The organism is Actinoalloteichus caeruleus DSM 43889 (assembly GCF_000429185.2).
In the GTDB taxonomy this organism is placed as follows: Bacteria; Actinomycetota; Actinomycetes; order Mycobacteriales; family Pseudonocardiaceae; genus Actinoalloteichus_B; species Actinoalloteichus_B caeruleus.
The window spans coordinates 796,020-812,894 of the sequence record NZ_AUBJ02000001.1 but is presented as its reverse complement, the minus strand read 5'-3'; the positions used below and the strand labels follow the sequence as shown (position 1 = coordinate 812,894).

General features: G+C 74.3%; 6 protein-coding genes and 1 pseudogene. All 7 read right to left on the bottom strand.

Annotation, left to right across the window (positions count from 1 at the left end):
* Positions 1-75: 75 nt before the first annotated feature.
* The gene (locus G443_RS03160; protein ID WP_051313710.1) at positions 76-1,686 is read right to left on the bottom strand and encodes a PfaD family polyunsaturated fatty acid/polyketide biosynthesis protein; all 1,611 of its coding nucleotides are present in this window, start codon (positions 1,684-1,686) and stop codon (positions 76-78) included.
* Positions 1,683-9,155: a type I polyketide synthase gene (locus G443_RS03155; RefSeq protein ID WP_081715316.1), complete on the bottom strand. Its 7,473-nt coding sequence runs from the start codon at positions 9,153-9,155 to the stop codon at positions 1,683-1,685. Before G443_RS03155 ends, G443_RS03160 begins: the two co-directional genes overlap by 4 nt.
* 67 nt (positions 9,156-9,222) lie before the next feature.
* Positions 9,223-11,970: an SDR family NAD(P)-dependent oxidoreductase gene (locus G443_RS03150; protein ID WP_272500005.1), complete on the bottom strand. Its 2,748-nt coding sequence runs from the start codon at positions 11,968-11,970 to the stop codon at positions 9,223-9,225.
* Positions 11,971-12,044: 74 nt separating this feature from the next.
* Positions 12,045-12,140 (bottom strand): annotated as a pseudogene (locus G443_RS25680) (acyl carrier protein); the annotation flags it as partial.
* Positions 12,141-12,484: 344 nt separating this feature from the next.
* Positions 12,485-15,661 carry a type I polyketide synthase gene (locus G443_RS03145; RefSeq protein ID WP_253860108.1) on the bottom strand — a complete coding sequence of 1,059 codons (3,177 nt, stop codon included), beginning with the start codon at positions 15,659-15,661 and terminating at the stop codon, positions 12,485-12,487.
* The gene (locus tag G443_RS03140; protein WP_026418105.1) at positions 15,658-16,566 is read right to left on the bottom strand and encodes an alpha/beta hydrolase family protein; all 909 of its coding nucleotides are present in this window, start codon (positions 16,564-16,566) and stop codon (positions 15,658-15,660) included. The genes G443_RS03145 and G443_RS03140 overlap by 4 nt, the downstream gene beginning before the upstream one ends.
* Complete coding sequence (locus G443_RS03135) at positions 16,550-16,858, bottom strand: acyl carrier protein (protein WP_051313714.1); 309 nt, start codon at positions 16,856-16,858, stop codon at positions 16,550-16,552. The genes G443_RS03140 and G443_RS03135 overlap by 17 nt, the downstream gene beginning before the upstream one ends.
* Positions 16,859-16,875: the final 17 nt, after the last annotated feature.

Genomic DNA, 16,875 nt, shown 5'->3' with positions numbered 1-16,875 from the left:
GCCGCCTGGCCAGTGCCGCACCTGGCGTCCCGACCGCGACCGGACCGCCCACCGCACGGGTGCCCTTGCCGGGGATCACCGCGCCACCGCCCCTTCCGGGGACCGGCGGTTCAGGACGGGGGCGGGACGGTAGTCGCGGCATCCCACCGGCAACCGAACCCCGGCGGCGGCGAGCTGGGCGACCCGGGTGCTGAACGCCGCGCCCCGCAGCAGGTGCCAGGACACCTCGGCCACCCGGCGGTTCTCGGGCGCGGAGAGGTAGGTCCCCCGCACCCAGTCGTTGAAGGCACCCATCGAGGGGCCGCACCAGATCTGGTAGTCGATGGCCCGTTCCTGCCGGCCCTCGACGGCCCACCGGGACGTCAGTCCCAGGTACCAGCGGAAGACCAGCGCCATCTTCCGCTTGGGGTCGTTGCCCGCGCGTTCCACCTGCGCCGGGTCGCGCGCGGAGAAGTACTCGACCACCTCCCGCCAGACCTCGTCCACCGACCGGCGGAGCACCTGCTTCTCCAACATGGACCGCTCCGCGCTGGGAAGCTCGTGCAGACCCGAGTAGGCCCGGTAGAGCTCGGAGAGCCGTCTGGCGCGCTGGGCGAACATCGTGCCCCTGCGCAGCACCTGGAGCTCCACGCCGAGTTCGAACATGTCGGCGGCCGGGGCCATCGTGCAGTCGGCGACATCGGCGGTGCACAGGAGCCGGCGCACCCGCGCCGAGGTACCCGACTCCACGCAGGCCTGGTTGACGGAGCCGGTGACCACGTAGTCGGCTCCCAGGGTGAACGCGGCGGCCACCGCTTCCGGCGTGCCGAGGCCGCCGGCCGCGCCCAGCCTGGTGCCCGTCGCCAGCCGCTGGTCGGCACGGACGCGGTTGCGCAGCCGGTGGAAGATCGGGAAGAGCGCCAGCAGCGGCCGGCGGTCCGTGTGGCCACCCGAGTCCGCCTCCACGGTGATGTCGTCGGCCATCGGAACGACCCGGGCCAGTTCGGCCTGCTCCCGCGTGACCAGACCCCGGTCGAGCAACTCGCGTACCTTCTCCGTGGGCGGCGGCGAGAGGAACCGGCGGGCGACCTCCGGGCGGGACACCTTGGCGATCACCCGGTTGCCGACCACCACCTCACCGTTCGCGCCCCGGCTCAGGCCGGCCACCCGGTAGCGGACGACGTTCGTCGTGAGTTCCAGGAACGCCGAGGCCTCGACGCAGCGCACGCCCCTGGCGAGGTAGAGCTCGACGCAGGCGCGTTCGAGGCCGCTCTCGCTCGGGCTGTGGATGAGGTTGCAGGCGAAGGGCAGCCCCGGGATCTCCCGTTCGAACCGGGTGAGCGCCCGCTCGATCCGCTCGGGCGGCAGCCCTGCCGCTCCGAACGACCCGAGGCTCCCGGAACGCGCCAGTTCCACGACCAGCTCCTCGGAACCGATACCCCCGGCCATCGCTCCCGCCATCAGCGGGTAGCGGAGTCCGTAGGTGGCGCGGAAGGCCGCCGAGCCGAGTTCGCTCGGCGGCAGCGGACCGTGGGCGGCGACCACCCCCGAGGCGGGCCGCACCGAGGTGAGGGCGTACCCGGACTCCGTGGACACCACGAAGCACGGCTCCTCCAACCGGGCCAGGACCTGGTAGATCCCGGCGGAGTCCGACCTCGTCTCGGTCCCATCCGGAGACCGGTGCTCACCGGTCGCGGACTGCGTCATGCTCGTCCTTCCTCAGGAGGTTCACCGGCCGTGCTGACCCGGACGTCCGGTTCCCGAACCTCGACGGTGACGTCGGTGAGTTCGTAGATCCGCAGCCCGGGCTTCCACACGCTCGCGTCGGCCACCACCTGGAGACGACCAGGCAGCCGACGCACGTCCTTGATGTGCGCGTCGAACAGGAGTTCCCGGTCCTGGGGGAGGACCTGGCCCCGGTACTTCCAGGACGACGTCCGCCCCACCGGGAGGGTGAACCGGGGAGACCGCATGCCGGCGGTCAGACCGGAGTCCAGGACGAAGACGCGCAGGCCCTGGAGGACGGTCTCCACGCCGAGGGAGCCCGGCATCACCGGATCCCGGTGGAAGTGCCGGGAGAAGTACCAGTCGTCGGGGCTGACCGGTCGGCGCCCTCGGAGGTAGCCACGTCCGTGGGCTCCTCCCCCGTCGACGACCTCGATGCCCTCCAGCGGGCTCAGCCGTCCCGCCCCGGCTCGGAGGGTGTCGGCGCTCGCGTCGGGCACCGGAACCCAGCGGGGACGGACCTGGGAGGCGTCCTGGGTGTCGAGCCAACTCCGGACGTGGCGGCCCGAGTCGAGTCCCACCTGGCGGGCGAGGGCCTCCCGCGTGAAGTAGCCGAACAGGGACCGCCCCGAGTAGAAGACGGTCCCCTCGACCGAGAGCTCGAACCGGAAGGACTGGAGGACGGCACCGGGCGTCTCCTCGTGGGAGAGCAACTCCGTGGAGTGGCTGATGGTGCGACCACGCGTGTCGACGTCGGCGACGAGGGTCGCCTCACCGTCCAGGTTGCGGATGGACAGCTCCGCGTCCGGGCTCCCCAACGTCGCGCCCAGGTAGTAGCCGAGCAGGATGGCGGCCTGGAGGGCGGTCTCCATGCACACGCAGTGGGGCAGGTCGGCGGTGGCACCGTCCTGGTAGTACCAGGCGTCGCGGGGTGAGTCGTACTCGGTGCGCATCCGGGAACCCGGGGTGAAGGCGCCCCTGACCCCCTCCAGGGCCATCACCCGGTCGACGAACTGGAAGTCCCCGTTGGGGATGTGGGGCGCCCCGCGCCCCCGGTGCACCTCGAACTCCGGGCCCATCGCGGTGGCCAGGTCACCGCGCGCGGCGTGCGCGAGGTGCAGTTCGTTGATCATCGCCGGTTCACCGAGGGCGTTCCGACGGCCGAGGAACGCGGTGGGGCGCCCGCCCCGCTCCGGGCGGTACGGGGTCCCCGGCTTCTCCCGCAGTCGGATCCCGAGGTCTCGGATGACCCCGACGACCCGGTCGGCCACGGTCAGCACGACGTCGGCGACCACGGTCGGTCGGGGCAGCAGGGTCAGGGTCGTCACGTCCACCCGGTAGTGCAAGGGAGGAGACCCGGGGGTGACCTGACCCCGGCAGCTGACGGTCGTCTCGAGCCCCGGAACGGGTTGGAACTCCGCGTCGGGCAGGACCAGGTGCAGGCCGAGGACGAGCGCGTACACCTGCGCTACCTGCACGGCGGCCTCGGTGATCAGGGACCCGGGGAGCACGGGGTCGTCCGGGAAGTGGGCGGCGAAGTACCAGGAGTCGGGGCGGTGGCGGAGCACCGCCCTGATCTCGCCCAGGCCCCTGCTGCCGCCGGTCCGGTCGATCGAGGTGACCTCGTCGAGGAGCAGCAGGTCGGGCCCGGGCAACCGGACCGACGGATTGGCCCCGCCCTGGTCCCACTCCGCGCCGAGGACCTCGGCCGCGCCGCCCGGGGTGGAGAGCCGTTCCAGCTCCCGCCGGGACAGGGAACGTCGGTCGGTCCGGGCGATCGGCTTGAACCACCCGCGCTCGCCGGGTGGCGACAGTGCCCGGCGCAGCGCCTGGGCGGACAGTCCCGTCGAACCGTCGAGTTCGGCGTCCAGGAAGAAGCCCGCCGTCGCCCTGAGCAGTTCGAGCACGAGGGTGTCACCGGAGAAGCACTGGTAGTGGAAGGAGAACAGCAGCGTCTTCCCGTCGCGCACGAACCGGTCGACGGTGATCTCGTACCGGAGGGTCTGGCCGGCACGGGGCAGCCGGTCGTGGAAGACGACGGTGCTGTCGAGGAGCCGGTAGCCACGTTCACCCCGGTTGAGGGCGTCCGCCCCGAGAAGGGACAACAGGAGCAGGGTGCCCTGACCGGCCTCGATGGCCACCGCGCAGCTCAGGCTGCCATCGACGGTGAAGGGGCCGTCCTCGGGAACGTCGTACTCGGTGGTGATCCCGCAGGGGCGCAGCGCGCCGGGGGTCGCGTCGACCGAGGTCACCCGGCTGATGAGCAGGTAGGGCCTGGCCGGCAGCCGGAGGCGGCGGCGGTAGGTGTCCGCCTCGACGTGCGCGGGTCCGAAGAGGTCCTGGAGCCGGCCCTCGGCGAAGGTGACGAGGTCCTCCTGGGTCCACACCGGGGCGCCGCCGGCGCGCCCTGGTGACGTCGGACGGGGCGAACGCGGAGGGCCGGGAGGGGACTCGCCCACCGCGCCGGGACCGGCCGGTACCGGCGTGGTCATCCGTTCCGTCGCCGGCCCCGCCGAACCCGGGGCGGCGAGGGTGAGGGCCGGTGGTCCGGTGTGGGCGGACCCGGCCAGCGGGTGCGTCGGTGATCCGCCGTCCTGCCGGGTGGTCAGGGCGAGCAACGCCAAGGTCTGGAGACTGCCCTGCGTCCGCAGCGCGGCGCGGTGTGCCTCGGCGACCTGGGCCGCCAGTGCTCCCAGGAGGTGGGCCCGGGGCTCGACGTCCGGCCGGATCGAGGGGGACGGCGGGCACTCCACCCTGGACGGGACGCCCGACGACGGCCCGGCCGTCGGGTGGAGCGCGGTCGGGTCGGGAAGCTGCACGAAGGGCGTCCGCTCCATGCTGATCTCATCGTCGCCAGCCGACGAGTGCTTGACGGGTGTGCGGTGGTCGGGGCGCCCCGGAACCGGCACCACCCGATCGAGTGCCCCCTCGGCGGGGCGCGGCGAGTCCCGCACCGGAGCCGGTCCCGGGGCGGCGAGCACGGGTCGGGCCGCGCGGGCGATCCGGTCGACCAGTGGTGTCCGCTGCCGCCGCACCCGCTCCGGCCACCCGGTGGGGCGCTCGACGGGGATCGGCCCGGAGGGCCCGCCGGTGAGGGCGTCGAGGCGGACGGGAACGCCGTGAGCGGCCAGCCTGGCCACCGCCGCGGCGATCGCCGCGCCAGCCGGGGCACCGCGCCGGTCCACCGACACGGCCAGGTGCTCCCGCCCGGCCAGCGTCGCCGACACCCACCGCGTGCAGGTGGCCCCGGGGCCGACCTCGACGAAGTAGCGGAAACCCTCGGCGTGGGCGCTTTCCGTCAGCCCGGCGAAGTCGACCGTCTCCGCCAGGCCGCCCGCGATCCGCCTGCCGTGGGAGGCCGCGTCACCGGCCTCCAGCCGGAGTGGCCCGCTCTCCCCCGTCCCGAACAACCTGATGCCCGGCGGGACCTCCCCCAGCGGATAGGTGTTGAGCGCGGCCAGCTCGTCGGACGCGGCGGCGACGAGCGGGCAGTGCATCACGTGGTTGGCTGGCGCCCTCGCCGAGGAGGCACCCACCCGCTCGACCAGCAGCCGGCACTGGCGGGGGTCGCCCGCCACCACGACCTCGGTGGGCGAGTTGACGTGGGTGAGGAACACCCGGTCCAGCCCGGCGAGGTGTTCCCGCACCCGGTCCGCCCGGGTCAGCAGGACGTGGGTGGACCAGATCTCGTCGTCGGCGACGGCGTCGTCCAGCTCCCACTGGTCGCGGACGAGCCGTTTGCGTCCCCGCAGCCCGTCCCGGAACAGCGTGGTCCTCGTCAGCGAGTCGTCGTCCCGTGCGGTGTGGTCCCACACCCCGGTGGCGAAGAGCATGCTGCTCTCCCCGAGGCTGTAGCCGATCCCCCCGTCGGGGGTCAGCCCGAGCTCGTCACGCAGCAGTTGGGTGTGCAGCACCGCCATGTTCGTCCCGACCACGAGCATGGAGGGGATGTCGGCGAGCAGGTCGACCTCGTGCCGGAGGAGCTCCTCCCTGGTCAACGGGTGTTCGGCCACCGGGAACAGCAGCTCGGTCCGGAACGCCGCCCTGGGTTCCCCGGCCTCCCGCTCGAACCGCTGCCGCAGGCGCGGGAACATGCGGAACAGCTCGTGCCCGAGCCCCGGGTAGCTGGTGAACGCCCCGGGGTAGACGAACGCGACCGGAGCCGGTCCGATGGGACGTGCGGTGGCGTAACTCCCCGAGGGGGTGGCCCACTCGCCACCGGACGCGAGCACCGTGGGCAGGTCCCGCTCGGCCGCCAGCAACTCGGCGAGGAGCGACTGGGCGTCGACGGCCACCAGGACCGCCCGGTGACGCCGGGCGGGCAGGCTGGTGGCGGTGTGGGCCACGTCCCTCGGGGGCGTTCCCCCGGCCAGCCGCCTCCGGCACTCGACGGCGTGGGCCACGAGTTCCTCGGGGGTGTCACCGGTGAGCCGCAGCAGGATCCGCCCGCCCCGGTCCCGCCACTCGACCGCGGGCCGGGGACGGGGCCGTTCGCTGTCGGCGAGCACGAGGTGCGCCGCGCCCGTTCCCCGGTCCGGCACGCTCAGGCTGGCCAGCCGGCGACCACCTCGCCGGGTCGGGAGCCAGGGGCGGGCGCGTCCCGGGACGACGAATCCCGTGCCGGGCACGCCGCCCAGACCGCCCGGAGCGGCCGGGAGCTCGGCGCGGTGCAGGCACCAGGCCAGTTTGACGAGGGCCGCGATGGTCATCGCGTGGGGCGCGACGCCGGTCACGGGTCCGAGGGCCCCCACGGCGGGCCGTCCGGCCCCGAGCACCGTCGACAGGCCCCTGGCCTCGACCGTCCGGTCCCGTTGCGTCCAGCCGCCGAGCTCGACGTGATCGATCTCCCCGGCGGGGACGCCGGCGGCGCCGAGTGCCGACTCCGCCGCGTCCGAGGTCGCCCTGCCCTGCTGTTCGGTTGGCTCGCCCGGGTGCCGTACGGCCACCGACCGGATCACCGCGTAGTGGTGGGTCGCCTCGTCATCCGCCCGGACGAGCACGACCGCCGCCGCCCCGTCGACGGCGGACGTGCCGGGAGCGGGGTCACCGCCGGGTGCGGGGTCACCGGCGGGAGCGGGTTCCCCGGCGGGAGCGGGGTCACCGGCGGGAGCGGGGTCACCGGCGGGGCGGGCGTCGCCCGCGAGGTCCACACCGACGAGCAGGACGGCCTCCACCGAGGGATCGCGCAGCAGCAGCGCGGCGACCTCCACCGCCCGCGCGCCGGCCGTGTCGTCACCGGAGAGGGTGAAGGCCGGTCCCGTCAGGTTCCGGGAGGCGGCGATGCGGCTGACCACCACGCTGCCGACGTAGCTGAGGACCTCGTTCACGCTGAGCGGCTCGTGGACGGCATCCCGCACGGCGCGTTCCAGCTCGTCGAGCTGGGCTGGTGGCGGGGCGACGCCGGCCCGGTGGCATTCGGCGCGGACGCGGGCGCCGATGTCGAACCGATCCCGGTGCCGGTGGGCGTCCGGCTCCAGGTCGAGGACACCGACGACCGCGACCCGGCGCGGCTCGGGGCGGCGGCCGGGGACGCAGCGCGGGTAGCCGGCGTCGTCGAGCGCCTGGTCCGCCGCGGCGAACGCGGCGAGGTGTTGCGGGTTGGCGTTGCGCAGGTCTCCCGGCGGGACGCGGTAGGCCGGGTCGGGCGCGGGCAGGTCGCGGCCGGGCCTCCCGTGGTCGGTCGAGGCCGGGCGCCCCGGCCTGGGGACGTCGCGGAGCACGGCGTCGAGGTGTCGGACGTCGTCGAGTTCGCCGAGGCGGATGCCGAGCCCGGTGATGCCGAGCGGCGGGAGGGCCTCGGAGCCGGTCCGGGATGGTCGCGTACCCGGTCGCGGACGGGTGCCGGTCTCGGTGGCGGGTGTCCCGCCCGCTTCGTGGTCGGTCCGAGTGCGAGCCGGTTCGGGGGCGGCGGCACGGGTGGTGGGCTGGGCGTCGTGGTCCTCCTCCGGCCCCAGCCGGGTGGTGCTGGTGACCTCTGCCGTGGTCATCGCCCTGGTCAACGCGCTGGTCCGGCCGGCGGTGTCCCCCGCCGCGGGCTGCGCCCGCGTTCGCGGGGAGGGGACCGGGAGGTGGTCGCGGAGCACGAGGTGGGCGTTGATCCCCCCGAAGCCGAAGGCGGAGACGGCGGCGCGACGGGGTCGGTCCCCGGCGGGCCAGGGGCGTCCCACGCGCAGCACGCCGTCGGCGACCGCCTCGGCGTCGACCGGTCGGCGAAGCCGACCGACTCCCGGTGTGGGCGGGAGCCAGTCGTGCCGCAACGCCAGGATCACCTTCGCGAGGCTGCTGAAGCCGGCGACGGTGAGGAGGTGGCCGAGTTGCCCCTTCACGGAGCCGATGTCGGGTAGCCGACCAGCCCCGCCGAAGAACGCGGCGATGCCCGACAGCTCAGTGCGGTCCCCCAGCGGTGTTCCGGTGGCGTGACACTCCAGGTAGTCCACGGTGGTCGGGTCCGGCCCCTGGGCGTAGGCGGCGTGGTAGGCGGCGAGCTGCCCCTCCACCCGGGGGCGGAGCGGATGGCGGCCCGCCCCGTCGCCGGCCAGCCCGACGGATTCCAGCACCGCCAACACGCGGTCGCCGTCGCGGACGGCGTCCTCGAGGCGCCGCAGCACCAGCGCCCCGGCGCCCTGGCCGGTGACGATGCCCTCGGACTCCGCGTCGAAGGGTTGGCTGCGGGCCGGGGGACGCGGGTAGGCGCCCAGGTCGGAGAAGGACAGCTGGAGCAGGAGTTCGTCCGGGACGCAGACGGCACCGGCCAGCATGGTGTCGGCGGATCCGGTGAGCAGGTAGTCACGGGCGAGCGCCACCCCGTACAGGGCGGACGCGCAGGCCGCGTCCAGGCCGAGGCGGGGCCCGCCGAGTCCGAGGGCGCTGGCCAGGACGGTGGCGGGCTGGCCGAGGGGCCGCGCGTCCCCGGGGAGGTCCTCGGGCGGTCGGGGGGCCGCCAGCTCGGGTGCTGGTCCGCCCAGACCCGCCTGGTGCAGGCCGTGGGCCACGGCGTGCTCGATCAGGGGCCGCCGGGCCCGCACCGAGTGCGCGGTGGGGAACGCGTAGTTGCCCAGCACCAGACCGGTCCGCTCGACGGCACTCCGGTCACGGTGATCGACGCCCGCGTCCCGCAGCGCCGCGCGGGCCACGGCGAGCGGCCATCGCACGACCCTGTCCTCCTTGGCCAGCTGGTCCTCGGGGAGGTGGAGCCCGCCCAGGTCCAGCGGTGGGTCGGCCACCCAGCCGCCCAGGGTGGTCACCAGGTGGTGGTCGGGATCGCCCCACCCACCGGGGACGTCGGCCGAGGTGCCGAAGCGGGTCGCGTCGGCGGGGGTGACGGCGCTGCCCCCCGAGGTGAGGAGCCGCCACAGCTCGTCGGGGTTCCGGGCACCGGGCAGCAGGCACGCCATCCCGACGACGGCGATCTCCTGCCCGGTCATGCGAGACGACCCGGCGGTGTGGGGCATGGGAACCTCCGTGGGGACGGGGCCGTCGCCCCGGTGGGATGTCGCGGTCGGGATGGCCGTCGACTCCTCACGAGCTCGCGAACTGGTCCTGGAGCCCGGCGTGCGGGACGACCAGGACGTCGGTGAACCGCAGGAGGAGTCCTCCTGCCGGCGTCACGGCGGACACCGTGCAGCGGGGGTTGCCGCCCCCGGTCATCCCGTCGACGACGACGAGGAACGGGGTGTCGTCCGGCAGGGGCCCGTGGAGTTCCACGGTGCCGATGCCGGTGGGGAGCGCCGGCAGCCCGGTGGCGAGCCGGGCTCGGAGCAGCGCCGCCTGGAGGAGCAGGTCCGCCAGCACCGGCGAGTAGTTCGCCGCGTGGTAGGAGCGGGCCGCCACCGGCACGTCCGTGAGCTGGCATTCCAGCACGAGCCTGGGGTCCTCGGTGAGGACGCGTCGCAGGCCGCGGAGCTCCGGCCCGTGGAACAGGGTGCCGTCGGAGTAGTGTTCCGCCGCTCCCCGCCCGCTTCCCGGCGTGGGGAGTCCGCTGAGCCTGGCCGGCAGCGCGGGCCGCTCCGGCGGTGTGGGGAGGAGCGCGCGGTATCTGGGGCGACCGTCCGGGGTGGAGACGAGGACCTGGAGCCCGTCGGCCGTCCCGGTGGCGGTGGCGCGGAGCGCCGGTGGATCGTCGTCGGACCACCGGACCCCGCTGAGGACGGTGAAGTCGGTGACCTGCCGCACCGGGAGTTCGGGCCGCAGCCGCCGCGCGACGTTCAGCACGAGGCCCAGGGCGAAGGTCACGGGCAGCACGACGGCCCCGCCGATGCGGTGGTCGGACACGACCGGTTCGTCGACGAGGGGGCGGAGGGACCGCTCGACCGTCGTCGTCGGTGCCCGGACCGGGGTGATCGGCGCGAGCGGCATGTCCGGTCCCACCGCGCACACCAGGTCCGAGGCGCGGTCCGGGCGGAACTGCTCGACGAAGCGGGCGACGCCCGTGTCCTCGGGGATGAGCGGTACGCCTCGGGCCGTGAAGAGCCGCGCCACCTCGGGGGTGACCATGCCCCCCTCCCAGGCTCCCCAGTTGACCGACTGGACGGTGGTCGCGGGGTGGTGGCGGCGGACCGCGCACGCCAGCCGGTTGAGGGCCTCGTTGGCGGTGGCGTAGTCCGCCTGGCCCGGGTTGCCGAACAGGCCGGCCACGGAGGAGAAGAGCAGCAGGTGGCGGAGGTGGTCGGTGTCGAGGGCGTCGAGCACGTTCCGCAGGCCGGTGATCTTGACGTCCAGGACCTCGGTCATCTCGCTGGCGCGCTTGTCCACCAGACGGCGGTCGGCCAGTACGCCTGCCCCGTGCACCACCCCGGTCACCCGTCGCTGGTACGGCTCGAGGGCCCGTGCCGTGGCGACCGGGTCCGTGATGTCGACGGCCACGTACTCGGCGTGCGATCCGGCGGCTTCGGCGTCGGAGAGGGTGCGGCGGATCTCCCGTCCGGCGAGTACCCGCCGGCGCTCCCTCTCGACCTCGGGCGGAGTGGGCCGGCCGCCGGAGGCGGCGAGGGCCCGCGCCGCGGCGGTACGCAGGTCGATGTCCTCGACCCCCACCGCCCACGGGGGGTCGGGTTCGAGACGTGACCTGCCGAGCAGGATGAGTCCCGGCTGGTGGGTCCGTGCCAGGCCGACCGCGCAGGCCGCGGTGATGCCCCGCCCGCCTCCGGTGACCACGAAGAGGTCCTCGGCGCCCGGTTCCTGTCCCGCCGTCCCGGCGGGCAGGGGCAGCAGTCCCTGGCGCTCCTCCTGGTCGGTGAGACCGATCGTGCGCCGGACGCCGGCCGCGTCCCACCCGACGTCGTGGAGGTCGGTCTCCGCGTCCCGGAGTTCCCGCACGAGCAGCCTCGCCGCCCGCTCGGGGGCGAGTCGGGCGTCGAGGTCGACGATCCTGGCGAAGAGGGCGGGGTGTTCGAGTGCCGCGGTGCGCACCAGGCCGGCGAGGCCGCCGAGGGCGGCGCCGGCGAGGTCGGTCCCGGTGTAGCCGAGCTGACCGTCGGTCCTGGTCACGCAGAGGAAAGTCGTCCGGTGTCCGTCGGGACGCCCGGCCAGGCGTCCCAGGTTCCTCGCCGCCAGCATCAGACCGGCCAGCAGCGCGTCCCGCGCGTCGGAGAGGTCGGCGGGGCGAGGCGCGAGGTAGACGACGAGGTCGAGGGGGGTGCCGTCGTCGGTGTCCTCCTCACCGATCGTCCACCCTTCGGAGGTGAGCGCTTCGGCGAAGCACCTGGCGTGGTCCTCGGTGAGAGCACCGGCGAGCAACGCGGTCGGCGTGGCCCGGTAGGCATCGACAGCGACGTCGGGAGGCGGCAGTTCCACCGGGCGGGCCCACCGCCGCCCGACGGCGGGACCGCCCTCACCTTTTGGGTCGGCCGCCACCTCCTCGGCTGGCGCGGGAGGAGCGATCCCGACGGATTCGGGGACAGGGTCGGGGGCGTGGTCGGGGACGAGGACGTCCACGAGGTCATCCAACGTCCGCGACTCCCCCAACTCCTCCAAACCCACCCCACCCAAACCAGGCCACCGCTCCCGCAACGCCCCCACCACCTCGACCCGCTTGATCGAGTCCACCCCCAGATCCGCCTCCACATCCATCGACGGATCGACCATCTCCACCGGATACCCCGTCCGCTCCGCCACCACCTCCACCAACACCCGACGCACCTCGTCCCGGGACGGCACCACCGACACCCCACCCGCACCCACCACGACCGGTTCCCTGGCGTCCTGACGAGCCGAGACCGAGGGATCGGGGGCGTGGTCGGGGACGAGGACGTCCACGAGGTCATCCAACGTCCGCGACTCCCCCAACTCCTCCAAACCCACCCCACCCAAACCAGGCCACCGCTCCCGCAACGCCCCACCACCTCGACCCGCTTGATCGAGTCCACCCCCAGATCCGCCTCCACATCCATCGACGGATCGACCATCTCCACCGGATACCCCGTCCGCTCCGCCACCACCTCCACCAACACCCGACGCACCTCGTCCCGGGACGGCACCACCGACACCTCACCCGCACCCACCACGACGGGTTCCGCCGTGATCGGCTGGGCCACGGGTGCCGTGTCCGGTGTGGAGGCCCGGGCAGGGGACAGGGGCACGACATCACCGCTGCCGCCTCCGGTGCCCCCGGTCTCGCCCGGTTCCCCCACGGCCGGTCCCGGTGCGGGCGCGGGCACCAGGACGGCCCGGTCCCCGGAGGTCGGGGGTAGCGCCCCGCCGGGCACCGCGCCGAGCTCGGCCAGGGCACGCAGGGTCTCGCTGGCCCGCACGTGGCTCCGCCCGATGGCCAGCGCGGTGTCGGTCACCGCGCCGATCCCGGCCAGCACGTCGGGCGGGTCTCCCCGCGTCCGTGCGCGTGCAGCAGCCCGGCGAGCTGCTCGGCGACGCGGAGCTGGCTCGTCAGGTAGTCGTCGTGCAGCGCCAGGTGCCGCGCGGCGAGTTCCGTGAGCGCGCCGTCTCCCCCGAGGGGCCGGGGGGCCGGGCTGGCACCGGCGGGCCCGGGCGCGTGGGGACGTGGGCTCGTCGGGGCCGCAAGCCGGGCGGGACGTCCTCGGGGTGGTGGGGCCGCCGGTCGGGCCGCCGCCTCCGGGATCCGGTACCCCTCGCGGAGCGCCTGGCGGTAGCGTTCGCGCCGGTCCGCCGGGACGTGGTTCGCGCCGTTCATGGGAATGCTCATCTTCGGTTTCTCCTCGTCGCGCGGCGGTGCGGCCGCGTGACGGTTGGGGTGGGTCAGCGGGTGGCCGAGCACGATCAGGCGGGCGACGAGTTGCTTGAGCGAGCGGTCGGCGTCGCCGTGCGGCCCGGGGTCGCAGGTCAGGACCTCGACGTCGGCGCGCCCGGTCAGGAGGCGGCGGACCAGTCCCGACAGGACCCGACCCGGTCCGAACTCGACGAAGACCCGGACACCCTCCTCGTGGAGTTCCTCGACCCTCGGGCCGAACGACACCGGGCCGGTGAGCTGGTCGACCAGGATGCGGGCGTCGCGCAGCGGGTCTGATCCGTACTCGGCACCGAGGGTGGTGCTGCGCACCGGGAACGCCGGGGTGGTGAGGTCGACGTCGGCGACGGCCGAGGCGAAGGCCGGCTCCGCCGCGCGCATGCGCGGGGTGTGGAACGCCGCGGCGACCGGGAGCACCCTCGCCCCGACGCCCTCGGCACGGCAGGCGTCGACGAACCGCCGCACGGAGTCCGTGCCGCCGCCAACGACCACCTGGTCGGGGGCGTTGTCGTTGCACAGGACGACATCGTCGTGCCCGGCCAGCAGGGTGGTCAGCCGGTCGGCGCCGCACCCGACCGCCGCCATCGCGCCCGGGTCCCCCGCTGGCTCGTGCCGCTCCTCCGAGGACTCCTCCTGAGCGTCGCGGTGGGTCCCGGCCGCCGTCATGGCCCGCCCCCGGGCCACGGCGAGCCGGAGGAAGTCCTCGTCCGAGAGGCTGCCCGCGCTCCAGAGCGCGGTGAGTTCGCCGAAGCTGTGCCCGAGGGCGGTGTCCGGCCGAAAGCCGAGTTCACGGACGTACCGGTACTGGCCGAGGGACAGTGCCCCGATGGCGGGTTGGGCGCGGTCGGTGGCGCGGAGCGCGGTCTCCTGCCGGGCCTCGTCGTCCTGGTCGAACGCCGGTGGGGGGAAGACGGCGGCACCGAGCCCGGCGGCGTGGCGTTCGGCCTCGTCGAAGGCGGCACGCAGCGGGGGGAGGGCGAGCACCGCCGTGCGGCCCATGCCCACGTACTGGCTGCCCTGTCCCGCGAACAGGGCCGCCGTCCGTCGGGCGGGGCGCGCGCGGGCGGCGAACCAGATCCCTTCGGGCAGCTCGAACCCGCCGACCTCGGGGTCGCGCCGCAACGTGGAGAGCGCGAGCTGGCGGAGGGTCTCCAACTCGGCCTCGTCCCTGGCCACCGCGGTGATCCTCGGGTGTTCGTCGGGGACGGGCTCGGTCAGCTCCGGAGGGGCACCGGGGACGTCGAGTCCGAGGAGGAGTTCGGTGACCGTCGGAGCGTGCCACCCGTGGACCTGGTACGCGCGGTGCAGCACGGGGGCCGCGAGGCGGGGGTCGTTCGTGTCGACGTCGTCCCGGTGTTCCTCGAGGAGGCAGTGGAAGTTGGTGCCACCGAAGCCGAAGGCGGACACCCCGGCTCGCCGCCGGGGGTGGTACGGGGTCGTCAGCCAGGGTCTCGCCCGGGTGTTGACGTGGAAGGGTGACGAGTCCAGGTCCGCGTCCCGGCGGGGCGTGTCGACGTTGATGGTCGGGGGGAGGACGCGCTGGTGGAGGGCCAGGGCGACCTTGATGAGGGAGGCCGCGCCGGCCGCGGCCTTGGTGTGGCCGATCTGTGACTTGACGCTGCCGATCGCGGTGGCTCCCGCCGGCGCTCCCGCCTCCTCGAAGACCTGGCGCAGCGCGGTGAGTTCGGTGAGGTCCCCCACGACCGTCCCGGTGCCGTGGCACTCCAGCAGCCCGACCTGTTCTGGGCCGAACCCCGCCTCCTGGTAGGCGCGGCGGAGCGCCACGACCTGTCCCGAGGCCCTCGGGGCGTAGATGCTGGTGTACCGCCCGTCACTGGAGCTGCCGACGGCGTCGAGCACGGCGTAGATCCGGTCCCCGTCGCGCTCGGCGTCGGCCAGGCGCTTGAGGGCGAGCATGCCGAGGCCCTCCCCGATGAGCGTCCCGTCGGCCTCCTCGTCGAAGGGCCGCACCCGTTCGCGCCTGGACAGCGCGGGCGTCTTCGAGAAGCACAGGTACATCAGGATGGTGTTCTCGGCGTCGCACCCACCGCTGAGCATCAGGTCGGCGCGCCCGGACGCGAGTTCCGCCACGGCCATCCGGAGCGCGGCCAGGGAACTGGCGCAGGCGGCGTCGACGGTGCAGTTGGTCGCGCCGAGGTCGAACCGGTTGGCGATCCGCCCCGCCACGACGTTGCCGAGCATCCCGGGGAAGGAGTTCTCCTCCCAGGGCGCGAAGGCGGCGGTGAACTTCGCCGCGATCTCCTCGGCGTCGGTCTCGGTGAGCCCGCAGCTGCGGACGACCTCCTTGAGGACCGGGGTCTGCAACCGGGCCGAGAGCGGCTGGGTGAGGGAGTTGGAACCGGTCACGCCCAGGATGACGCCGGTGCGGGACGGGTCGTACCAGCTGGCGGAGGCGGTACCCGCGTCGGCCAGGGTCTGCCGGGCGACCACGAGGCTGAGGAGTTGGAGCACGCCGGTGACACCCAGCGTGGTCGGGGGCAGCCCGTAGTAGAGGGGGTCGAAGTCGATGGTGGGCACGAACCCGCCTCGGCGGGCGTACGTCTTGTCGGGGGCGGTGGGGTCGGGGTCGTAGTAGTCCTCGATCCGCCAGTGGGTCTCCGGGACCTCGGTGAGGCAGTCGACGCCGTGCACGATGTTGGTCCAGTACTCGTGGACGTTCCTCGCGCCGGGGAACAGGCCACCGAGGCCGATGATGGCGATCCGGCCGTCGGCGGCGCCGGTGTTCGTCTGCGGGGTCATCGTGGTCCCAATCGGAGGGGGTCGCGGACGGCGGGGGTGTCCTCGGCCAGCTCGGCGGAGATCAGCTCGACGCTGGCCGGCTCGGTGAGCATCGTGTAGTGGTTCCCGGGTACGACGACCGTGCGGAGGTGGGGAACCGCCCGCCACCCCGGGACGTCGTCGTCGGGGATGATCGAGTCGCGGGCGCGGATCAGGGTCGTGGGCATGGTCACCGCGCCCGGGGCCGCGCCGGAGCCGAGCCGGCGGTTGCGCAGCAGGCCCCACCGGTAGGACTGGAACACCTTGCGGAGCCCCGGGAGGCCGACACCCTCGTCGAGGGCGCCGACGGCCAGGGCTGCCTGGCGGAACCCCCACAACCACTGGTCGTGGGAGTTGGCCTGCTCCTGACCGGGGGGCGGCGCCGGGCGGATGGCACCGGGGTCCGGCGCCGGCACTCCCGCGCGGGCGGCGAGGTACCGGCCGAACTCGGGCAACAGCGCCGCCGTGTCCTCGATGCTGTCGGCCCCCGTGCCCGACCACGGTGGCAGGCTGTCCAGGAGGACCAGTCGACCGGGTCGCCGGGGTGGGGGGAGGCCCGTCGCGATCGCGCAGGCGAGGGTTCCGCCGCCCGACCAGCCACCGAGGGTGGTGCGCTGGTCGAGGAGGTGGTGGGCGTCCAGCACCTCGGTGACGGTGTCCACGAGCCCGGACAGGTCGGTGTCCCCGCCGTGCCTGGCGGCGAACACGAACTGGGGCAGCGCGTCGAGGTCCACCAGGTAGGGGGTGCCGTGGGCCGCGAGGGCCGCGGCCAGTGGACGGTAGTGGGTGGCGGGGAGGCCTCCCGGATGGATGAGTGCGGCGCGGCGTTCCGCCGGGCCTCGCGCGAGCTGGCGGAGCAGCGGCCGCGTGTCAGGTGCCGGCGTCATTCCCGATCCCGCTCGCCGCGAGGTGCCGCGCGAGCCTCGCGATGGTCGGGTGGTACCAGAGCGCGGTCGGGCTGACCTCGACGCCGAGCCAGTTCTCGAGTTCACCGGCGAGTACCAGGGCTTCGGTGGAGTCGAGCTGGAACTCGTCGAGGAACTGGTCGACGTCCACCTCGGAGGTCGGGACGCCGGTCCTGGCCGCGACCTGGGTGACGAGCCACTCGCGGATCGTGTCCGCGTCCGGGGCGACCGTGGTGGGAGCGTGCTCGTCACCGGTCTCGTGGGGTGCTGTCATGCCGGGGTTGTCCAATC